This is a genomic window from Serratia sp. PL17 (genome assembly GCF_017832355.1).
Lineage (GTDB): Bacteria > Pseudomonadota > Gammaproteobacteria > Enterobacterales > Enterobacteriaceae > Serratia.
Map to the genome: position 1 here is coordinate 1 of NZ_JAFIBY010000011.1, position 20,079 is coordinate 20,079.

General features: G+C 54.4%; 16 protein-coding genes and 1 riboswitch. Of the genes, 7 read left to right on the forward strand and 9 right to left on the reverse strand.

The window, feature by feature from the left end; genetic code table 11:
- Positions 1 to 139 precede the first annotated feature (139 nt).
- Together murI and btuB are read right to left on the reverse strand one after the other, a co-directional pair.
- Positions 140 to 1,003: a glutamate racemase gene (murI, locus tag JOE25_RS24375; protein WP_209639960.1), complete on the reverse strand. Its 864-nt coding sequence runs from the start codon at positions 1,001 to 1,003 to the stop codon at positions 140 to 142.
- On the reverse strand, positions 948 to 2,819 hold the full coding sequence (gene btuB, locus JOE25_RS24380; protein ID WP_209639963.1) for a TonB-dependent vitamin B12 receptor BtuB: 1,872 nt from the start codon (positions 2,817 to 2,819) through the stop codon (positions 948 to 950). Before btuB ends, murI begins: the two co-directional genes overlap by 56 nt.
- A gap of 67 nt (positions 2,820 to 2,886) precedes the next feature.
- A riboswitch (cobalamin riboswitch) is annotated at positions 2,887 to 3,100 on the reverse strand.
- 120 nt (positions 3,101 to 3,220) lie between these two features.
- Between btuB and trmA the strand changes: the two genes are divergently transcribed.
- Positions 3,221 to 4,324, forward strand: coding sequence for a tRNA (uridine(54)-C5)-methyltransferase TrmA (gene trmA / locus JOE25_RS24385; protein ID WP_209639966.1), 1,104 nt, complete (start codon positions 3,221 to 3,223; stop codon positions 4,322 to 4,324).
- Between the two features lie 43 nt (positions 4,325 to 4,367).
- Here the strand turns inward: trmA and JOE25_RS24390 are convergent, their stop codons facing one another.
- Positions 4,368 to 4,736 (reverse strand): YijD family membrane protein, encoded by a 369-nt coding sequence (locus tag JOE25_RS24390; protein WP_209639969.1) that lies wholly within the window; start codon positions 4,734 to 4,736, stop codon positions 4,368 to 4,370.
- Positions 4,737 to 4,749: 13 nt separating this feature from the next.
- Positions 4,750 to 5,382 carry an HTH-type transcriptional repressor FabR gene (gene fabR / locus JOE25_RS24395; RefSeq protein ID WP_020837514.1) on the reverse strand — a complete coding sequence of 211 codons (633 nt, stop codon included), beginning with the start codon at positions 5,380 to 5,382 and terminating at the stop codon, positions 4,750 to 4,752.
- Positions 5,383 to 5,598: 216 nt separating this feature from the next.
- Here fabR and sthA point away from each other — a divergent pair, with 216 nt between their 5' ends.
- Positions 5,599 to 6,996, forward strand: coding sequence for a Si-specific NAD(P)(+) transhydrogenase (gene sthA, locus JOE25_RS24400; protein WP_209639971.1), 1,398 nt, complete (start codon positions 5,599 to 5,601; stop codon positions 6,994 to 6,996).
- On the opposite strand, the gene oxyR is transcribed toward sthA, so the two are convergent.
- Complete coding sequence (gene oxyR / locus JOE25_RS24405; RefSeq protein WP_209639974.1) at positions 6,979 to 7,896, reverse strand: DNA-binding transcriptional regulator OxyR; 918 nt, start codon at positions 7,894 to 7,896, stop codon at positions 6,979 to 6,981. The two genes, sthA and oxyR, sit on opposite strands and share 18 nt — an antisense overlap.
- A 151-nt stretch (positions 7,897 to 8,047) precedes the next feature.
- Between oxyR and JOE25_RS24410 the strand changes: the two genes are divergently transcribed.
- From JOE25_RS24410 to JOE25_RS24420, 3 genes are all read left to right on the forward strand, one after another.
- On the forward strand, positions 8,048 to 8,779 hold the full coding sequence (locus JOE25_RS24410) for a glutathione peroxidase (protein ID WP_209639977.1): 732 nt from the start codon (positions 8,048 to 8,050) through the stop codon (positions 8,777 to 8,779).
- Between the two features lie 76 nt (positions 8,780 to 8,855).
- Positions 8,856 to 10,304, forward strand: coding sequence for a dihydrolipoyl dehydrogenase (locus JOE25_RS24415; RefSeq protein ID WP_209639980.1), 1,449 nt, complete (start codon positions 8,856 to 8,858; stop codon positions 10,302 to 10,304).
- Positions 10,305 to 10,716: 412 nt separating this feature from the next.
- Positions 10,717 to 11,043, forward strand: a complete 327-nt coding sequence (locus JOE25_RS24420) for a toxin-antitoxin system HicB family antitoxin (RefSeq protein ID WP_209639983.1) — start codon at positions 10,717 to 10,719, stop codon at positions 11,041 to 11,043.
- Positions 11,044 to 11,078: 35 nt separating this feature from the next.
- Here JOE25_RS24420 and argH read toward each other — a convergent pair whose 3' ends face one another.
- The 4 genes from argH to argC form a co-directional block, all read right to left on the reverse strand.
- On the reverse strand, positions 11,079 to 12,452 hold the full coding sequence (argH, locus tag JOE25_RS24425) for an argininosuccinate lyase (RefSeq protein WP_209639986.1): 1,374 nt from the start codon (positions 12,450 to 12,452) through the stop codon (positions 11,079 to 11,081).
- 193 nt (positions 12,453 to 12,645) lie between these two features.
- Positions 12,646 to 13,866 (reverse strand): argininosuccinate synthase, encoded by a 1,221-nt coding sequence (locus JOE25_RS24430; protein ID WP_209639989.1) that lies wholly within the window; start codon positions 13,864 to 13,866, stop codon positions 12,646 to 12,648.
- A gap of 25 nt (positions 13,867 to 13,891) precedes the next feature.
- The gene (gene argB / locus JOE25_RS24435) at positions 13,892 to 14,665 is read right to left on the reverse strand and encodes an acetylglutamate kinase (RefSeq protein ID WP_209639992.1); all 774 of its coding nucleotides are present in this window, start codon (positions 14,663 to 14,665) and stop codon (positions 13,892 to 13,894) included.
- 29 nt (positions 14,666 to 14,694) lie between these two features.
- Positions 14,695 to 15,699 (reverse strand): N-acetyl-gamma-glutamyl-phosphate reductase, encoded by a 1,005-nt coding sequence (gene argC, locus JOE25_RS24440; protein WP_209640226.1) that lies wholly within the window; start codon positions 15,697 to 15,699, stop codon positions 14,695 to 14,697.
- A gap of 216 nt (positions 15,700 to 15,915) precedes the next feature.
- Here argC and argE point away from each other — a divergent pair, with 216 nt between their 5' ends.
- Positions 15,916 to 17,061 carry an acetylornithine deacetylase gene (gene argE / locus JOE25_RS24445; protein WP_209639995.1) on the forward strand — a complete coding sequence of 382 codons (1,146 nt, stop codon included), beginning with the start codon at positions 15,916 to 15,918 and terminating at the stop codon, positions 17,059 to 17,061.
- Positions 17,062 to 17,440: 379 nt separating this feature from the next.
- Positions 17,441 to 20,077, forward strand: coding sequence for a phosphoenolpyruvate carboxylase (ppc, locus tag JOE25_RS24450; protein ID WP_209639998.1), 2,637 nt, complete (start codon positions 17,441 to 17,443; stop codon positions 20,075 to 20,077).
- The last annotated feature ends 2 nt before the right edge of the window (positions 20,078 to 20,079 follow it).

Here is a 20,079-nt window from a genome sequence, read left to right on the forward strand (position 1 = left end):
TTCCTGGCTGGGCGACTGGTTCTCGTTAGAGGAGTCGTTGTTCCCGGTCAGTGGAGGCGCATTATAGGGAGTTCTCAGAAGGCCGCAACCCCTAATTTCAATATTTTTTCCGACCGTTGAACATTTAACCAAAACGACCTTAAACAGGCAGTTTTTTCAACAATTTAAAGCCATAACCCTGCAGAACGGGCAATAAAGCGTCAGTGTCTTCATTTAACGCCATGCAATACGCCAGGTTCTCTTCTTGCGTCGACACCAAATTTTCCTGCGTCGAAATCAGCCAAGCGGTACGACGGGCAATAGCTGCACCGGAATCAATCAGCCGCGTTCCTTCTGGTAGCACCTGCATTAACTCTTCCGCTAATAGAGGGAAGTGGGTACAACCGAGCACGACAGTATCTGGTGGCTCACGCATACTCAGCCATGGATGAAGAATCTTCTTCAACGTCGGCAGCGGTACAGCTTCGCCATGCAGTTTGGCTTCCGCCAGTTCCACCAGTTCTGATGACCCTAATAGCTCTATCTTGCAATCAGTCGCGAAGCGGGCAATCAACTCATGGGTATAAGTGCGCTGCACGGTGCCGCGGGTAGCCAGCAGGCCAACCACGCCATTGGCGGTTAAGCGAGCAGCGGGTTTGATGGCAGGCACTACGCCGACGACAGGGAAGGTAAAGCGTTCACGCAAGGCTGGCAAAGATACGGTACTGGCAGTGTTGCACGCGATGATGACAATCGCCAGAGGATGCCGTTGCTGCACCGCGCTGACAATTTCCAGCACGCGCTCAACAATAAACTCTTCGGATTTCTCGCCGTAGGGGAATGCCACATTATCGAAGGCATATATATAGTGGAGGTCCGGCAGCAGTTGCCGAACCTCTTGATACACCGATAACCCGCCGACACCGGAATCAAATACCAGCACCGTCGGACGGGCCTTCGCGGTGGTGTTAGAAGGTATAGCTTCCAGTGAGGTAGTATTCTCTTCCTGGAGTAGCGTAGCCATAAGCCGTCTCATAATCTTTATCAAACAGGTTGGCAATTCTACCACGAACTGTCAGATGAGATGTGACCGGATACGAAACTGCGAGATCCCACAGGCTGACACCGCCAAGTTTAACGCTTTGCTCTGGGTAGGTGCTGTAGTCTTTGTCATAACGCTCACCCAAGTATTGATAGGTGACAGCCCAGTCAAAATCATAGACCTGCCAGTCCAACTCATATTTCACCTGCTGTTTGGCGCGGCGCAGCAGCACTTCATTGGTTTTGGCGTTGCGCGGATCGACATAGTCGTAACCAATATGATGGCTTAACGGACCCGTATCGAATGAGGCTGTCGCTTCAATACCTTTAATCGTAGCCTTACCGACATTGTAATAAACGTAATTGGTCTCTCCGGTGGAATCAATCAGGTTATCAATGTCGTTACGGTAGCCGGACACACGCCAGGTCACCGGGCCAGTCAAACCTTCAAAGCCGCCTTCCCACTGTTTACTTTCTTCCGGCTTCAGATTGGTATTATTACCAAAGTTACCGTACAGCTGGCTCATATTAGGGGCTTTGAATGCCGTCCCATAGGAAGCGATAAAACGGTATCCTTCAACAAATTCCCAGGCCGCGCTGGTTTGCCAGGTACCATGCCAACCGAATTCGGAATGATCGTCGCCGCGCACTGCCCCTTCCAGAGTTACCGGGCCAACCAACTGCTGTGCAGTAAGGTAGATACCGGTATTGCGTTGAGTCTTCTCACCGTTAACCGTGGTGGAGTCAGGTTTGATTTGCTGGTGTTGCCAGTCAATCCCCGAACTGACCGTCCCCTGGCCCACCTGGAGAGTATTTCCCCACTGCAGGTTGTACTGCTCGGAGTCCACCAAACTGGCCGAACTGTCATGCATACCCAGACGTGGATCGTAATCATAATCCTTGCTGTGGCTATAACTACCAATCAGCTGTGTCGCGTAAACGCCTTCCTTATAGCGCAGCCCAGTATCCCAGGTTTGGCTATACAGCTTGCGGGTATCGATAAGCGGGCTGGTTGGTGAGGAATAATAAGCGTCGTAAGCCGTACGGTTGTCATAACCAAAACCACGAACAAAACCGCTGATGGCCTCGTTGAACTGATGGTCAACGGCACCGTACAGTGATTTGCTCATAAAGCCATCGCGGTCTTGCTGGCTTTGCATACCCGTACTGCCATAGGCCACGACATCATAACCTTTGGTATAAGTGTAGTTACCGGCGAGGGTTGCAACCGTGCTGTCACCCAGTTGCTGCTGGGTGGACGCGTCATAGGCCTGATAACCGTTTGAACCCATGCCGGCGGAAAGCGTGCTGCCGTTCTTTTCGCGGGTAGTAATAATGTTAACCACACCACCGATGGCATCTGAGCCATAGACTGCTGAGCGTGGGCCACGGATATATTCAACTTTTTGCACCAGAGAGATCGGGATCTGGCTAAGGTCGGAAGAGCCACTGACGCCGGCTTGATTAAGACGGATGCCGTCAATCAGCACCAGAACGTGACTGGAGTTGGTCCCACGGATAAACAGCGAGCTTTTTTGTCCCAGGCCACCATTCTGCCCCACATCGACCCCTGGCAAGCGGCGCATTACGTCGGTCAGGCTTTTTGCCTGCCAACGGTCGATTTCATCGCGGGTGACGACGGAAGTGGGTGCCAACACTGAAGAGACGGGCTGTGGGAAGCGGTTAGCGGAAACCACCAGGTTCTCGCTGTTATTAGCTGTAATGCTGTCTTGCGCCCATCCAGAAAAAGCCGTAACGGAGGAAACCACCGCCAGCAGTGTATTTTTTGTAATTGTCATGAAAAAGCATCCAAACTTAATTGGCGGATGCCGCAGGATCATGGCCGGTATTTCGCGACGACCACGGGCATTGCGACGTAACACCGGCAGGTCTTCGGGCTTGGGAGTTGCAGGTGGCGCTTGAGCTACCTACACCGGGCGATGACTTCCCATCCTGCAATGGACAGTGTCTGCGTAAAACGCTATCGCCGTGACTTCCCCTTACCGCTGCGCGTCAGCTCCGGATTCACACCGGATTCCCTTTTCACTCGCTGCTTGAGGCCGGACGACAATGCTACGATCAATGTAAATAGATGTCTAGACTGCTACCAATGTTACAAATAATAAACACGACAAAACTGGACTTCACGGGCTGATTCCCTACAATCCCCGCTGATCAAATTTGCCTGACGAGAAGAAACATGACGCCCGAGAATTTGCCTATTGAACGTTACGATGACCAACTGGCGGAGAAAACTGCCCGGCTGAAGACGCTGATGTCACCGTTCACGGCACCCGAGCCGGAAGTGTTCCGCTCGCCAGTGAGCCACTACCGTATGCGCGCCGAATTCCGCATCTGGCATGATGAAGACGAGATGTACCACATCATGTTTGACCAGCAGACCAAGCAGCGTATTCGCGTCGAGCAGTTCCCTGCTGCCAGCGAATTAATTAACCGTCTGATGACCGCGCTGATTGCCGCCATCAAACCGGACCCTATTCTGCGCCGCAAACTGTTCCAGATTGACTACCTGTCGACCCGCAGCGGCAAAATCATTGCCTCATTGCTGTATCACCGTAAATTGGACGATGACTGGCAACAGCAAGCGGAAAAGCTGCGTGACAGTCTTCGCGCCCAGGGTTTTGACCTGCAACTGATTGGCCGTGCGTCAAAAATGAAAATCATGCTGGATCAGGATTACGTAGACGAAGTTCTGCCTGTTGCCGGCCGCGACATGATTTACCGCCAGGTGGAAAACAGCTTCACCCAGCCGAATGCTGCGATGAACATACAGATGCTGGAATGGGCGCTGGACGTGACCGCCGGTTCTAAAGGCGATCTGCTGGAGCTGTATTGCGGCAACGGTAACTTCTCATTGGCACTGGCGCGGAACTTTGAACGGGTGCTGGCGACCGAAATTGCCAAACCTTCGGTCGCGGCGGCGCAATACAACATTGCAGCCAATCATATCGATAACGTGCAGATTATCCGCATGGCGGCGGAAGACTTTACCCAAGCCATGAACGGAATTCGCGAATTTAATCGGTTGAAAGGCATCGATTTGAGCAGCTATAACTGCGAAACCATTTTTGTCGATCCACCGCGTAGCGGGCTGGATGACGAAACGGTGAAAATGGTGCAGGCTTATCCGCGTATTTTGTATATCTCATGCAACCCGGAAACGCTGTGCGCTAATCTGGAGACGCTGCAGGAAACGCATAAGGTCAGCCGCCTTGCGCTGTTCGATCAGTTCCCGTACACCCATCATATGGAATGCGGCGTACTGTTGGAAAAACGCGTTTAATCAGACAGGGGCGCCGTGCTTGCTGCGCCCCTGCTTACGCCCATTAAACCGGGGTGTTTTCATCCAGCGTCTTGCGCGCCTTCAGCTTCATACCAATCCAGAACACCAGCGCCACAGAAACAATCGCCGGCAGGAAGTTAGAACCTATCTGCGGGTATTCGGCCCGGACTATCGCACTGTACAACAGCACCCCCAGCAAGAAGGTGGCGGCGGCCAGCTTCGGCATACCGTCCGGCATCGCACGATGCAGATAACGTTGATGCAGGCAATACACCGCCAATACCAAAGCAATGATGGGGAAAATCGAAAACGGCACCACCGAACTGAACAGCGCGGCGAACGAACCGTTAATTGAAAGGCCGGCAATCAACGCCAGCAGTAAGGTGCCATTCTCACGGCCTGGTTTTTCCATCGCTTTCTACCTTTTATACGTGGGATACAGAAGTTTTTTCTTGTTCGCGGCGATACCAATAATAAGCACCTTTGGAAATCATCCGCAGTTGCAACACTAAACGCTCTTCAAGCCGACGACGTTGATCAATGTCGATATCCAGCGCTTCAGCACCGGCGCTAAATACGATGGTCACCATAGCCTCTGCCTGCGCTTCGGTAAAACTCCGCGGCATATGGTTTTCCAACTCGAGGTAATCCGCCAGTTCGGCGATAAAATGTTGGATCTCACGCGCCACTGCCGCACGGAAAGCCGCCGATGTACCGGAGCGCTCACGCAGCAACAAACGGAAGGCGTTGGGGTTATTGCCGATAAACTCCATAAAGGTCGAAACAGAGGTGCGGATCACACTGCCGCCCTTGGCAATACGCTGACGGGCCTGTCGCATCAGTTGACGCAGCATCAACCCGCTCTCATCAACCATGGTTAGCCCAAGCTCATCCACGTCACGAAAGTGGCGGTAGAATGACGTTGGTGCGATACCGGCTTCACGCGAGACTTCACGCAGGCTCAGGCTGGCAAAGCTGCGTTCGGCGCTTAGCTGGCTGAAGGCCGCCTCGATGAGGGAACGACGAGTCCGTTCTTTTTGTTGTGCTCTGACGCCCATATGCATATCCAGATAAGATCCATTTTCTCAGTCTAACGCCGTAGACTCGGCAATATAGCAAATTTTATTGCAACAGCATTTATACAAACGCGCCCTGTCACAGTTTCAGCCTGCACCATTTGTGCTTTGCCTCAAAAAGCCTAATGGTGATTGGGCACTCAGCGCTATGATGTTAAGATACCGTTGTAATTTTGTATAAGAACAGGTCTCTCCCCTATGCAACAGCACTATCAATTTGATGCCATAGTCATTGGCTCGGGCCCAGGTGGTGAAGGTGCCGCTATGGGGTTGGTGAAGCAGGGCGCCCGCGTGGCCGTGATAGAACGGTACAATAACGTAGGCGGTGGATGTACTCATTGGGGTACTATCCCGTCCAAAGCTCTCCGCCACGCCGTTAGCCGCATTATCGAATTCAACCAGAACCCGCTTTACAACAATTCACGCACACTCAGCGCGACATTCCCTGATATTTTACGCCACGCAGATAACGTCATTAACCAGCAAACCCGGATGCGCCAAGGTTTCTATGAGCGTAACCAATGCAAGTTGTTTGCCGGCGATGCGCGTTTTATCGACGCCAATACCGTCAGCGTTAGCTATATGGATGGCACTCAAGACACCATCCGCGCCGATCATATTGTCATCGCCTGCGGTTCACGTCCGTACAACCCGTCGAGCGTGGATTTTAATCATCCACGTATCTATAACAGCGACTCTATTCTCGAACTGAATCACGAACCGCGCCACGTCATCATTTACGGTGCCGGGGTGATCGGTTGTGAGTACGCGTCGATCTTCCGCGGTCTGAACGTGAAGGTAGATCTGATCAACACCCGCGATCGCCTGCTGGCGTTCCTCGATCAGGAAATGTCAGACTCACTGTCCTACCACTTCTGGAACAACGGCGTCGTGATCCGTCACAACGAGGAGTTCGAGAAGATCGAAGGCACTGATGACGGCGTCATTGTTCACCTGAAGTCCGGCAAAAAAGTGAAAGCAGATTGCCTGCTGTACGCCAACGGCCGCACGGGTAATACCGATTCACTGGGCCTGGAAAACGTGGGCCTGGAATCGGACAGCCGTGGCCTGTTGAAAGTAAACAGCATGTACCAAACCGCGTTGCCGCACATTTATGCCGTGGGTGACGTGATTGGCTATCCGAGCCTGGCATCCGCCGCTTACGATCAGGGGCGTATTGCCGCGCAGGCAATTTCTTCCGGTGAAGCCAGCGGGCATCTGATCGAAGATATTCCGACGGGTATCTACACCATTCCGGAAATCAGCTCTGTCGGTAAAACCGAACAGGAACTGACGGCGATGAAAGTGCCGTATGAAGTGGGCCGTGCACAGTTCAAGCACCTGGCACGTGCGCAGATTGCCGGGATGAATGTCGGCAGCCTGAAGATCTTGTTCCATCGCGACACCCTGCAGATCCTCGGGATCCACTGCTTCGGTGAACGTGCGGCAGAGATCATCCACATCGGTCAGGCGATCATGGAACAGAAAGGTGAAGGCAATACTATCGAATATTTCGTTAATACGACCTTCAACTATCCGACCATGGCTGAAGCCTACCGTGTCGCAGCACTGAACGGCTTAAACCGCCTGTTTTAGCGTAGCGCCCAGGTAGTTTTGCATGTGTTCACGGATCGCCTCGGCCAATTGCTCATAACGACTGCGCAATGGGGAGCCGGGGCGGTACACCAATGCAATGGTGCGCTTCGGCTCCGGTTTATAGCAGTCGAGATAGCAAACACCGTCACGCTCACGCTGTGGCGGTACTGCCAGTGAAGGCAACAAGGTAATGCCGCTGCCGGCCGCCACCATATTGCGCAGCGTTTCCAAGCTGGTCGCTCGGAAGTGGGTATCCTCGTCCGCCCCTGCCTGGAAGCAAAAACCCATTGCCTGATCGCGTAAGCAATGGCCATCTTCCAGCATCAATAGCTTTTCCCCCGCCAGATCTGGCATCGCCACACGATCGCGCTGTGACCATGGGTGATCGGAGTAGACTGCCAGCTTCATCGGTTCATCAAACAGCGGCACTTCAATAAAGGCTTCTGTTTCCTTCACCAACGCCAGAATGGCACAGTCCAGTTTACCGCTGTCGAGTTGCGCCAGCAGCTGTTGGGTTTGCGCTTCATGCAGATACATTTCCAGTTTGGGAAAGGTTTTGTGCAGCGTAGGTATAATTTGCGGCAGCAGATAAGGCCCGACGGTCGGGATCAAACCAATGTGTAGCGGCCCGGACATAGCTTCGCCCTGTTGGCTGGCCATCTCTTTCAGAACTTTGACTTCGCGCAGCACGGTACGCGCCTGCTCCACCAGCAACAAGCCCGCTTGGGTGAATAACACCTTACGGCTGGTGCGTTCAAGCAGCATCACACCCAGTTCGTCTTCCAACTTGCGGATCTGCCCACTGAGTGTGGGTTGGCTTACATGGCATGAATCGGCGGCACGGCGGAAATGCCGGTGCTCGGCCAAGGCGACCAGGTACTCTAAATCACGAATATTCATTGTTTCCCTCCAGACCACGATAGCTCATGGCGATAGATAAGATAGCAATGAGCGATTAGATCTATCAAGCCCCGACGTCAATAATGTCACCCAACGAAGCGATACCACGCTAATAGCTAAAAATTATTTTTCCTAATTAAGGGGTTAATTCATGTTTACCAGTCAAGAAGGCAAAAAAGTTCCTCAGGTTACCTTCCATACCCGTCAGGGCGACCAATGGATTGACGTCACCACCGATGACCTGTTCAAAGATAAAACTGTCATCGTCTTTTCGCTGCCGGGTGCATTCACCCCAACCTGCTCTTCCAGCCACTTGCCGCGCTACAACGAGCTGTCCAGCGTATTCAAACAACACGGCGTTGACAGCATCCTGTGCGTCTCGGTAAACGACACCTTTGTGATGAATGCCTGGAAAGCCGATCAACATGCTGAAAACATCACCTTCGTGCCAGACGGCAACGGTGAGTTCACCAAAGGCATGAACATGCTGGTCGAGAAAGCCGATTTGGGCTTTGGCCCACGCTCATGGCGTTATTCGATGCTGGTGCGCAATGGCGTAGTAGAAAAAATGTTCGTCGAACCTAACAAGCCGGGCGACCCGTTTGAAGTGTCCGATGCCGACACCATGCTGAAATATTTGGCACCGGAATTCAAAGTACAAGAGTCGGTCTCCCTGTTTACCAAACCGGGCTGCCCATTCTGCGCCAAGGCCAAACAAATGCTGCAAGAACGTGGCATCCAGTATGAAGAGATCGTACTGGGTCAGGACGCCACCACGGTGAGCCTGCGCGCCGTCACCGGTCGTGCCACCGTACCGCAGGTGTTTATCGGCGGTCGCCATATTGGCGGCAGCGATGACCTGGAAACTTTCCTGTCAGCCTGATTTATAAGTAATAACAAAGCCAACGTGAACTTTGGCGGGCTCCGGCCCGCCCTTTTTTTAGCTTTCAGGAGCGGATATGAAACAGTTGAATGTTGACGTCGCGGTCATCGGCGGCGGTACCGCCGGTCTGGGCGCCTATCGCGCCGCCAAGCTTGCCACCCCAAGCGTGGTGATGATCGAGGGCGGAACTTATGGCACCACCTGCGCACGCGTTGGCTGCATGCCATCCAAATTACTGATTGCTGCCGCTGAGGCAGTGCATCAAATCGAACGTGCTCCGGGCTTTGGCGTTTATCCTGCCGGTAAACCCACCGTTAACGGCCGCGAGGTCATGGACCGCGTTAAACGCGAGCGCGATCGCTTCGTCGGCTTTGTACTGGAGGGTGTAGACGAGATCCCGGCCGTCGACAAAATTCAGGGTTACGCCCGCTTTATCGACGATAACACTCTGCAGGTGGATGAACACACTCGCATCGTAGCCCAACGCATCGTTATCGCCACCGGTTCCCGCCCAAGCTGGCCAGCAGCCTGGAATGATCTGGGTGAGAAGCTGATCGTCAATGACGACGTCTTCAATTGGGATGACCTGCCACAATCTGTGGCCGTGTTCGGGCCAGGCGTAATTGGTTTGGAACTGGGCCAGGCGCTGCATCGGCTCGGAGTAGAAACCAAGGTATTTGGCGTTGGTGGCGCCGTCGGTCCGTTAACTGACAGCACAGTACGCAATTACGCCGCCAACGCCTTGGGTGAAGAGTTCTATCTCGATGCCGACGTGAAAGTGGAGATAATGCAACGCGAAGGCGACAAGGTATTTATCCGCTATCGTGATCTGCAGGGTAACCCGCAGGATATCATGGTGGATTACGTCCTGGCCGCCACCGGTCGCCGACCGAACGTCGATAATCTGGGCCTGGAAAACACTCGCCTGCTACTCGATAGCCGGGGAGTGCCACAGGCCGACCGTCTGACGATGCAAACCAACGTGCCGCATATCTTTATCGCGGGTGACGCCAGCAACCAACTGCCGCTGCTGCACGAAGCCAGCGATCAGGCACGCATTGCCGGAAGCAATTCCGGTAGCTTCCCGGAAGTCACTCCAGGCCTGCGCCGCAGCGCGATCTCGGTGGTATTTTCCGATCCGCAGATCGCCATGGTGGGCTCCACCTTCCGCGAACTTAACGAGAAATTCAGCACCTGCGGCTGTTTTGAAATCGGTGAAGTCTCGTTCGAAAACCAAGGACGTTCACGGGTGATGCTGCGTAACAAGGGCATTCTGCACGTCTACGGCGAACAAGGCACAGGGCGTTTCCTCGGCGCAGAAATGATGGGGCCAGACGTTGAGCATATCGCTCACCTGCTGGCTTGGGCGCACCAACAGCAAATGACCATTAACCAGATGCTGGACATGCCGTTCTATCACCCAGTGATAGAAGAAGGGCTGCGCACCGCACTGCGCGATCTGCAGGCAAAACTCAAGCTGGGCGAGGCCGAGGTGGAGCGCTGCCAACGCTGCCCGGGCGAGTAATCTTTTCCTTCCCCATCAATACCCGCCGGGCCATCGCGCCCGGTTTTATTGTGCACCCTATTCCATTCTATTCCCCACCTACTTGCGACTCCGCACCCGCCCGGTCATTTTTTATACTTAAACATTGAAGTGATATCAATAACAGTACTAAAATGAGATGCAAACATGAAAGGAATCAGGTGTGTCATTGTCGATCTACAACGACGACAAAGCAGCATCAGGTTTACCGAGTTAGTGAAAATATGTACGCACTGGTTTGGTGAACCGCGCTTGGGGAGTGGTAGTCACCGAGTTTACCGCATGCCCTGGCCGGGAGATCCCCGGATCAATATACAACGCGGAAACAGCGGCATGGCAAAGGTGTATCAGGTTAAACAGGTTATTGCCGCATTGACCAGAATGGAGGAAGAGCATGGAAAAGTATGAGCATTACACTTATCGCATCACCTGGTCGGTGGCGGACAACGAGTATGTCGGGCTCTGTACCGAATTTCCGTCCCTGTCATGGCTAGCCACAACCCGCACCGCAGCGCTGGATGGCATTGAGAAGCTGGTTCGCGAGGTGATCAACGACATGCTCACGCAGGGGGAAATACCGCCTCAGCCACTGGCAGAAAAAAACTTCAGCGGCAAGCTGGTACTGCGTATGACATCGGAACAACATCGCCGTCTGGCGATTAGCGCTATAGAAGAAGGCGTCAGCCTGAACCGCTATCTGTGTGCTCGGTTGGCGGAATAATCGATAAGGGCAGCGCTGGGCTGCCCTTTCGCTACTTAAGCCAAACGCTGTTTCGCTGCGGCGATCGCACTGGCGACCTGCTGAGGAGAAACGCCCCCCTTAGCCGAACGTTTGTCCAGACAAGACTGCAGTGCCAGAATCGGGTACACGTCGTCACCAATCACCGCGCTGAATTTCTGCAAATCGGTCAACGGCAGGGCTTCCAGCGCCTTACCCTGACGGATGGCTTCCACTACCGCTTCGCCGACAATATGGTGCGCCTCACGGAACGGCACGCCTTTCGCGACCAGATAATCCGCCAGTTCGGTCGAGTTGGCATAACCCTGTTCCGCCGCTTCTTTACAACGCGGACGCTTCACTTGAATGCCATCCAGCACCAGTGCCGCCATTTGCAGGCAATCCATCCAGGTATCCAACGCGTCGAACAGCCCTTCCTTGTCTTCCTGCATGTCTTTGTTGTACGCCAGTGGCAGGCCTTTCAACGTCATCATCATGCCGGTCAATGCGCCCTGTACACGGCCACATTTACCGCGGATCAGCTCCAGCGCATCCGGGTTTTTCTTTTGCGGCATCAGCGAGGAGCCCGACGTCACACGATCAGACAGATCGACAAAGGCCGCTTCACCACTGTTGAAGAAGATCAGGTCTTCGGCAAAGCGCGACAGGTGCACCATGCTAATGGAGGCATTGGATAACAGTTCCAGCACGTGGTCGCGGTCGGAAACGCTGTCCAGGCTGTTACGGGTTGCCGAGGCAAAACCCAGCCAGCCGGCCAGTTGCTCGCGGTCAATCGGGTAGGCGGTGCCTGCTAATGCGCCACTGCCCAACGGGCTGACGTCCAGACGCTTCAACGTATCCTGCAAGCGGCTTTCGTCACGCGCCAGCATTTCCACATAGGCCAAACACCAATGGGCAAAGGTCACCGGCTGAGCACGCTGCAGGTGGGTATAGCCCGGCATCACGGCATCCTGGTTGGCTTCGGCCGTTTCCACCAGCGCCTGTTGCAACTGCACGATGGCCTGATGCAAATCGCCAATCTGCTCTTTACACCACAGCTTCAGATCGGTCGCGACCTGATCGTTACGGCTACGCCCGGTGTGCAATTTCTTGCCCAGATCGCCGACTTTGTCGATCAGCTTCTGCTCCACCCAGCTGTGAATATCTTCAGCATCGCTGCTGACAATCGCCTGCGGATCGGCCTGCACTTCTGCCAACAGTCCGTTCAATGCCTGCTCAAGCTGTTGCTGCTCGGTTGCCGTCAATACGTTGACGGTAACCAGCGCTTTCGACCAGGCCACGGAGCCCACAATATCCTGTTCCGCCAAGCGATAATCAAAGCGCAGAGAATCGTTTAATTGTTTGAACCGCTGATCTGCCGCCTGAGTGAACCGTCCGCCCCAAAGTGCCATACCTTTACTCCTCTACCCGTCATACTTCGAGCTACAGATGTGTTGGCTGCGCGCGCTCGCCCGAATCACTTACCGATATAAGCTCATCGGGACTCACGCTCTTGTCGCCTTCCTGCAACTCGAATTATTTGGGGTATAAATTTTATACGAAAGGGCGCAGCATGCTGCGCCCTTGCAGAGTCACGCCAATCGATTATTTATTCTTTTTCTCGTTCAGCGCACGAATACGTGAAGAGAGTGAGAACAGACGGATAAAGCCGCCCGCGTGGCTGTGATCGTAAACTTCGTCTTCACCGAAGGTGGCAAACTCTTCCGAGTACAGGCTGTTGGCAGATTTTTTCTGAATCGCCGTCACCTGGCCTTTGTACAGCTGCAGCACAACTTCGCCGTTAACTTCTTCGGCCAGTGCCTCGGCAGAAGCCTGCAGTGAGCGACGCAGTGGGGCAAACCAACGCCCATCGTAAACCACGTAGGACATTTCCAGGCCCAGTTGCTCACGCCATTTGAAGCTATCGCGATCCAGAACCAGTTGCTCGACACCACGCAGTGCAGCAACCATGATGGTGCCGCCCGGGGTTTCGTAGCAGCCACGGGATTTGATACCCACCAGACGGTTCTCTACGATATCGATACGGCCCACGCCATGCTTGGCGCCCAACACGTTCAGGGTTTCCAGACATTTATACGGACTCAATGCTTCGCCATTCACCGCCACCACACAGCCTTTCTCTACGGTGATGGTCACGTGTTCAGGCTGATCCGGCGCTTCCTGCGGGTCTACGGTCCAGACCCAGCAGTCTTTGTTCGGTGCATTCCATGGGCTTTCCAGCACGCCGCCTTCCGTCGAGATATGCCAGGCGTTTTCATCACGGCTGTAAATTTTCTCCAGCGACGCAGTCGTCGGAATATTACGTTCTTTCAGGTAGTCCAACAGCGCTTCACGGGAACGCAGGTTCCACTCACGCCAAGGTGCGACGACTTTCAGGTGTGGCGCCAGCGCGGTGTAAGTCGTTTCGAAACGGACCTGGTCGTTACCTTTGCCGGTTGCACCGTGACACAACGCGTCAGCACCGACTTTCAGCGCCAGCTCAACCTGCGCTTTAGCAATAATCGGGCGTGCCATTGAAGTACCTAGCAGGTAGCTGCCTTCATACAAGGCACCGGTTTGCAGCACAGGGTAAACATAATCACGAATGAATTCTTCACGCAGGTCAACCACGTGACACTCAGAGGCACCGGATTGCAGGGCTTTTTGCTCCACACCTTCCAGATCGCCGCGCTCCTGACCGATATCTGCTACGAACGCGACGACTTCGCAACCGCCGTAGTTCTCTTTCAGCCATGGAATGATGGCTGAAGTATCCAGACCGCCAGAGTACGCCAGAACGATTTTTTTGATGCCTTTGTTTTGCATGGTCTTTTCCTTTTTAATTCTAAATTTAAGCGAGGATCCGGGTGCCAATTGACACGCCGTTAAACAGTGCAGGAAGCTGATCGGCATGGCGCCAACTGGCGATATCTACCGGGCGACCGAGGGTGCGGGCCGCATCGAGCGCCGCATTCACCTTCACCACCATACCATCAGTGATGATGCCCTGGGCAATCAGTTGTTCCGCTTTTTGCGCCGTCATTTCTGCGATGCGTTGCCCTTTACCGTCGAGGATGCCACTGACATCCGACAGCAGGATCAAATCCGCACCCAGCGTCGCGGCTAAAGCCGTCGCCGCCTGATCGGCGTTTACATTCATTAACTGCCCATCGGCAGTAATACCGATGGAGCTGATCACCGGCAAATAACCGGCGCCCAGCAGGGTATTGAGCAGCGCCGGGGAGCCCGGTTGCGCGTTACCAACGTGTCCCAGCGCCGGATCAAGCGGGGTCACGGTGACGCTGCCGCCATCTGCCAGGCTCAGGCCCACGGCATTAATCTGGTGCTTGACCGCCCATGCCAGCAAGGTTTTGTTGGCAGTGCCCGCCAGCGCGCCAGTGATAATGCCGATTTGATCGGCCGGGGTCACACGCAGGCCATTTTTTTTCACCACCGGTAAAGAAAGCTGTTTCATCAGCTCATCCACCACGCAACCGCCGCCGTGGACGATCACCAGCGGGCGCTGATGCTGCTGGCGGTAGCTGTCCAACGCAGTAAACAAACGCTCCAGCGCCTCTTCACTGTCTAATAACACGCCACCTAACTTGATAATTAACGGATTCATCGCTGTTTACATCCCACGCTGGTGATTCATTAAAGTAATGACTGGGTTTCCGGGAACCCAAAACGGATATTCAAGCATTGCACCGCCTGAGCGGCAGCGCCTTTCAACAGGTTGTCTTCCGCCGCCACAGCAATCAGATGCTCGCCTTGCACGGCAAAGCCGATATCACAGAATGGCAGCCCGACCACCGACTTCAGCGCCGGCACGCCCTGGTCGTACAACCGCACCAGCGGTTTATCGTCGTAAGCAGCGTGATACACGGCGGCCACGTCCTGCGCGGTCACACCGGCGTTAAGGCGGCAAGTGATGGTTTCGAGAATACCACGCGGGAAATTACCCAAATGTGGCGTAAAGATGACCGGCACGCCCAAGTGCGCGACGATTTCTGGATGATGACGGTGGTTGAAAATACCGTAGGGCTGCAGGCTCACTTCACAGAAGCTGGTCGTGACGCTGGCCTTTCTGCCGGCACCGCTGACGCCACTGGTCGCGTTGATCACTGGCCACTGCTCAAGGTTCAGCAAACCTTGATCGATCAGCGGCTTCAACGCCAATTGCGCCGCCGTCGGGTAGCAACCCGGTACGGCAATCAGCTGTGCCTGTTTGATTTTTTCGCTCTGCCACTCAGCCAAGCCATAGACAGCCTGGTCCAGCAAATCAGCGTGCTGATGTTCAAAACCGTAATATTGGCTGTAGAACGCGGCATCTTTCACACGGAATGCACCCGACAGATCGAACACCACGCAACCTGCGGCCAGTAAAGCTGGCGCAATATCGTGACTCACCTCGTGTGCCGTGGCCAAAAACACCACGTCGATACATTCAGCGGCTTTGGCAACGTCAACCAGCGGCTGTAATGGCAGATCGACAATCCCTTTTAACTGGGGGTGCAAATCGGAAAGCAATTTTCCTGCATCTGCACTTTGCGCTGAAACCGCTAAAGCGGTTATGTTCATGTGTGGGTGACGATTGAGGTACGCCGTGAGCTCTGCTCCGGCATAACCGCTGGCACCGACAATCAGCGTATTCAACATGGGGCCTTTCACCTTCTTGACGTGCGTAGGGTCGTATTCGACCCAGGTTTCCAGGCTCACCAGCGTTGTTTCGCCGTTCACCCACGAGGTCGAGCGTTGATGTTTTTATAATCATCCGGGAATCGGGTTCCCTTACGCTCCAGCTTACTGTATTTTTATTCACAATAAATGCATGAATATTGATACCAACCTAACCAAAGGCTGTCAACAGTGAAGATGAAATTACCTCCATTTATTGAGCTGTACCGGGCGTTGATCGCCACTCCGTCGATCAGCGCCACTGATGGCGCCCTCGATCAGAGTAATGAAGCATTAATCAACTTGCTGGCCGGATGGTTTGCCGATTTAGGCTTCCGTGTCGACGTGCAGCCAGTGCCGGATAGCCGCAAAAAATTCAATCTGCTGGCGAGCATTGGTGAAGGCAGCGGCGGCCTGCTGCTCGCGGGTCATACCGATACCGTGCCTTACGACGAAGGCCGCTGGACGCGCGATCCCTTCACGTTGACCGAGCATGACAATAAGCTTTACGGGCTGGGCACCGCCGACATGAAAGGCTTCTTTGCCTTTATTCTGGATGCGGTACGTGACATCGACGCCAGCCAGCTGACCAAGCCGTTATACATTCTAGCCACCGCAGATGAAGAAACGACGATGGCCGGAGCACGTTATTTCGCGGCCTCAACCAGCATCCGTCCAGATTTCGCTATTATCGGTGAACCGACCTCGCTGCAACCGGTGCGCGCGCATAAAGGCCATATGGCCAATGCTATCCGTATCGTCGGCCAGTCTGGCCACTCAAGCGATCCCGCACGCGGCGTGAATGCCATCGATCTGATGCATGACACTATTGGCCGCCTGATGGAACTGCGTAAAACACTGCAGGAGCGCTACAACAACCCAGCCTTCGCCGTACCTTATCCAACCATGAACTTCGGTCATATCAGCGGCGGTGACGCAGCCAACCGCATTTGCGCCTGCTGTGAACTGCATCTGGACATCCGCCCATTGCCAGGTATGACGCTCGACAACATCAATGAATTGATGCATCAGACACTGGAGCCGGTGAGCCAGCGTTGGCCGGGGCGCCTAAGCATTGAAGAGCTCCATGCGTCGGTACCGGGTTACGAGTGCCCAACCGACCATCATATGGTGGCGGTGATCGAGAAACTGCTGGGTACCCGCACGCAAGTGGTCAACTATTGCACCGAGGCACCCTTCGTCCAACAGGTCTGCCCGACGCTGGTGCTGGGCCCCGGCTCTATCGACCAAGCGCATCAGCCAGATGAATACATTGATACCGGCTTTATCGAACCCACGCGCAAGCTGCTGGGTCAGCTGGTTGATCACTTCTGCCGCCAATAAACCTTACACAGGCTAGGGTTGATGATTTATCATCGCCCTACCACTTAAGAAGTAGAAAAATAATGAAATAAGCCAGACTGATAACCGGTGCGCCGTAATTAAATTTCAGAAAATGCGCCGATTTTGATGTTTTTTTGCTAAAAATAGTGTCAATTGACGATTGGACAGGAACGTGGCGAGATGAAACAGGCGCTCTTCGCCTGGCACGTGAAATTTACTTACAAGATAAAAATCATCTACCCAATAGATTTCAGGACACAGTCACGCGGCTAACACGTAAATCCCCTGGAGCAACCCAGTGACAGAGATGGGAGCGTGAAGCCAACGCTGCTGCGGCTTGAAAGATGAAGGGTAAATACAGAACTGGGTCAGGGGTTATATGAACGAACAATATTCGGCAATGCGAAGTAATGTCAGTATGCTCGGCAAATTGCTCGGCGATACCATCAAAGAAGCGCTGGGCGAGCATATTCTCGATCGCGTTGAAACTATCCGTAAGCTTTCCAAATCTTCACGTGCAGGTAACGAAGCGCATCGCCAAGAGCTGCTTTCTACCTTACAAAACCTGTCCAACGACGAGTTGCTGCCCGTTGCGCGTGCATTCAGTCAGTTTCTCAATCTGACGAACGTCGCCGAGCAGTACCACAGCATTTCGCCCAATGGCGAGGCGGCCAGCAACCCAGAGGCGTTGGCCCAGTTATTCACTCGTCTGAAAGACAAAAAGCTCAGCACCAAAGAGCTGCAAAATGCGGTATCTCAGCTTTCCATCGAGCTGGTGCTGACCGCGCACCCGACGGAAATTACCCGCCGCACCCTGATCCACAAGCTGGTTGAAGTTAACACTTGCCTCAGCCAACTGGACCATAACGATCTGGCCGATTACGAGCGCAACAAGATCATGCGCCGCCTGCGTCAATTGGTCGCCCAGTCATGGCATACCGACGAGATCCGTAAGCATCGCCCATCACCTATCGATGAAGCGAAATGGGGCTTTGCGGTAGTCGAAAACAGCCTGTGGGAAGGTGTGCCTGCCTTCCTGCGTGAATTCAACGAACAGTTGGAAAACTCCATCGATTACAGCCTGCCGGCAGAAGCCGTACCGGTACGCTTCACCTCCTGGATGGGCGGTGACCGCGATGGCAACCCCAATGTCACTGCCGAAATTACCCGACACGTGCTGCTGCTGAGCCGCTGGAAGGCCTGCGACTTGTTCACCCGCGATATTCAGGTGCTGGTATCTGAGCTGTCGATGACCGAATGTACGCCGGAACTGCGTGCACGTGCCGGTGGTGACGAAGTGCAGGAACCGTACCGCGAGATCATGAAGCAATTGCGCAGCCAGCTGATGAGTTCTCAGGCTTATCTGGAAGGCCGCCTTAAAGGCGAGCGTGTACTGAAACCGCATGACCTGCTGGTCAATAACGAGCAACTGTGGGAACCGCTGTTTGCCTGTTACCAGTCACTGCAGGCTTGTGGTATGAGCATCATCGCCAATGGCCAGCTGCTCGATACCTTACGCCGCGTACGCTGCTTTGGTGTCCCCCTGGTGCGTATCGATGTTCGCCAGGAAAGCACACGCCACACTGAAGCTATCGCCGAACTGACGCGCTATCTCGGCCTGGGTGATTACGAAAGCTGGTCGGAAGCCGATAAACAGGCATTCCTGATCCGCGAACTGAACTCCAAACGCCCGCTGGTACCGCTGAAGTGGGAACCGAGCGCCGACACCCAGGAAGTGCTGGAAACCTGTCGGGTGATCGCCGAAGCCCCCCAAGGATCAATCGCCGCCTACGTGATTTCCATGGCTCGCACCCCCTCTGACGTGCTGGCGGTGCATCTGTTGCTGAAAGAAGCCGGCTGCCCATTCGCGCTGCCAGTCGCACCGCTGTTCGAAACCCTCGACGACCTGAATAACGCCGACGACGTAATGACCCAGTTGCTGAATATTGACTGGTACCGCGGCTTTATCCAGGGCAAACAGATGGTGATGATTGGCTATTCTGATTCGGCGAAAGACGCCGGGGTAATGGCAGCATCGTGGGCGCAGTACCGCGCGCAAGATGCGCTGATCAAAACCTGTGAGAAGGCTGGCGTGGCACTGACGCTGTTCCACGGCCGCGGTGGTTCAATTGGCCGTGGCGGTGCACCGGCGCATGCGGCATTGCTGTCGCAACCGCCGGGCAGCCTGAAAGGCGGCCTGCGCGTCACCGAACAGGGTGAAATGATCCGCTTCAAATTTGGTCTGCCGGAGGTCACCATCAGCAGCCTGGCGCTTTACACTGGCGCAATTTTGGAGGCCAACCTGTTGCCGCCGCCAGAACCGAAGAAAGAGTGGCGCACGTTGATGGATGAGTTGTCAGACACCTCATGCAACATGTACCGCGGCTACGTACGCGAGAATCCGGAGTTTGTGCCATATTTCCGCGCTGCAACGCCGGAATTGGAGTTGGGCAAACTGCCTCTGGGCTCACGTCCGGCCAAGCGCAAGCCAAACGGCGGCGTAGAGAGCCTACGCGCTATCCCGTGGATCTTCGCCTGGACTCAGAACCGGCTGATGCTGCCCGCCTGGCTGGGTGCCGGTGCCGGCTTGCAAGAAGCGGTAAAAGCCGGCAAGCAGGATCAATTGGAAGCGATGTGCCGCGACTGGCCGTTCTTCTCTACCCGCATCGCGATGCTGGAAATGGTTTTCGCCAAAGCAGACCTGTGGTTAGCGGAATACTACGATCAACGTCTGGTCGATAAGTCACTGTGGCCACTTGGCAAACAGTTACGCGACCAATTGGCGAGCGACATCAAAGTGGTGCTGACAATCGCCAATGATGCACACCTGATGGAGGATCTGCCGTGGATCGCCGAATCCATCGCGCTGCGTAACGTGTATACCGATCCGCTGAACGTACTGCAGGCTGAACTGTTACACCGTTCACGCCAGCAAGAACAGCCAGATGCCCGCGTTGAGCAAGCGCTAATGGTCACCATTGCCGGCGTTGCCGCCGGGATGCGTAATACCGGCTAGGT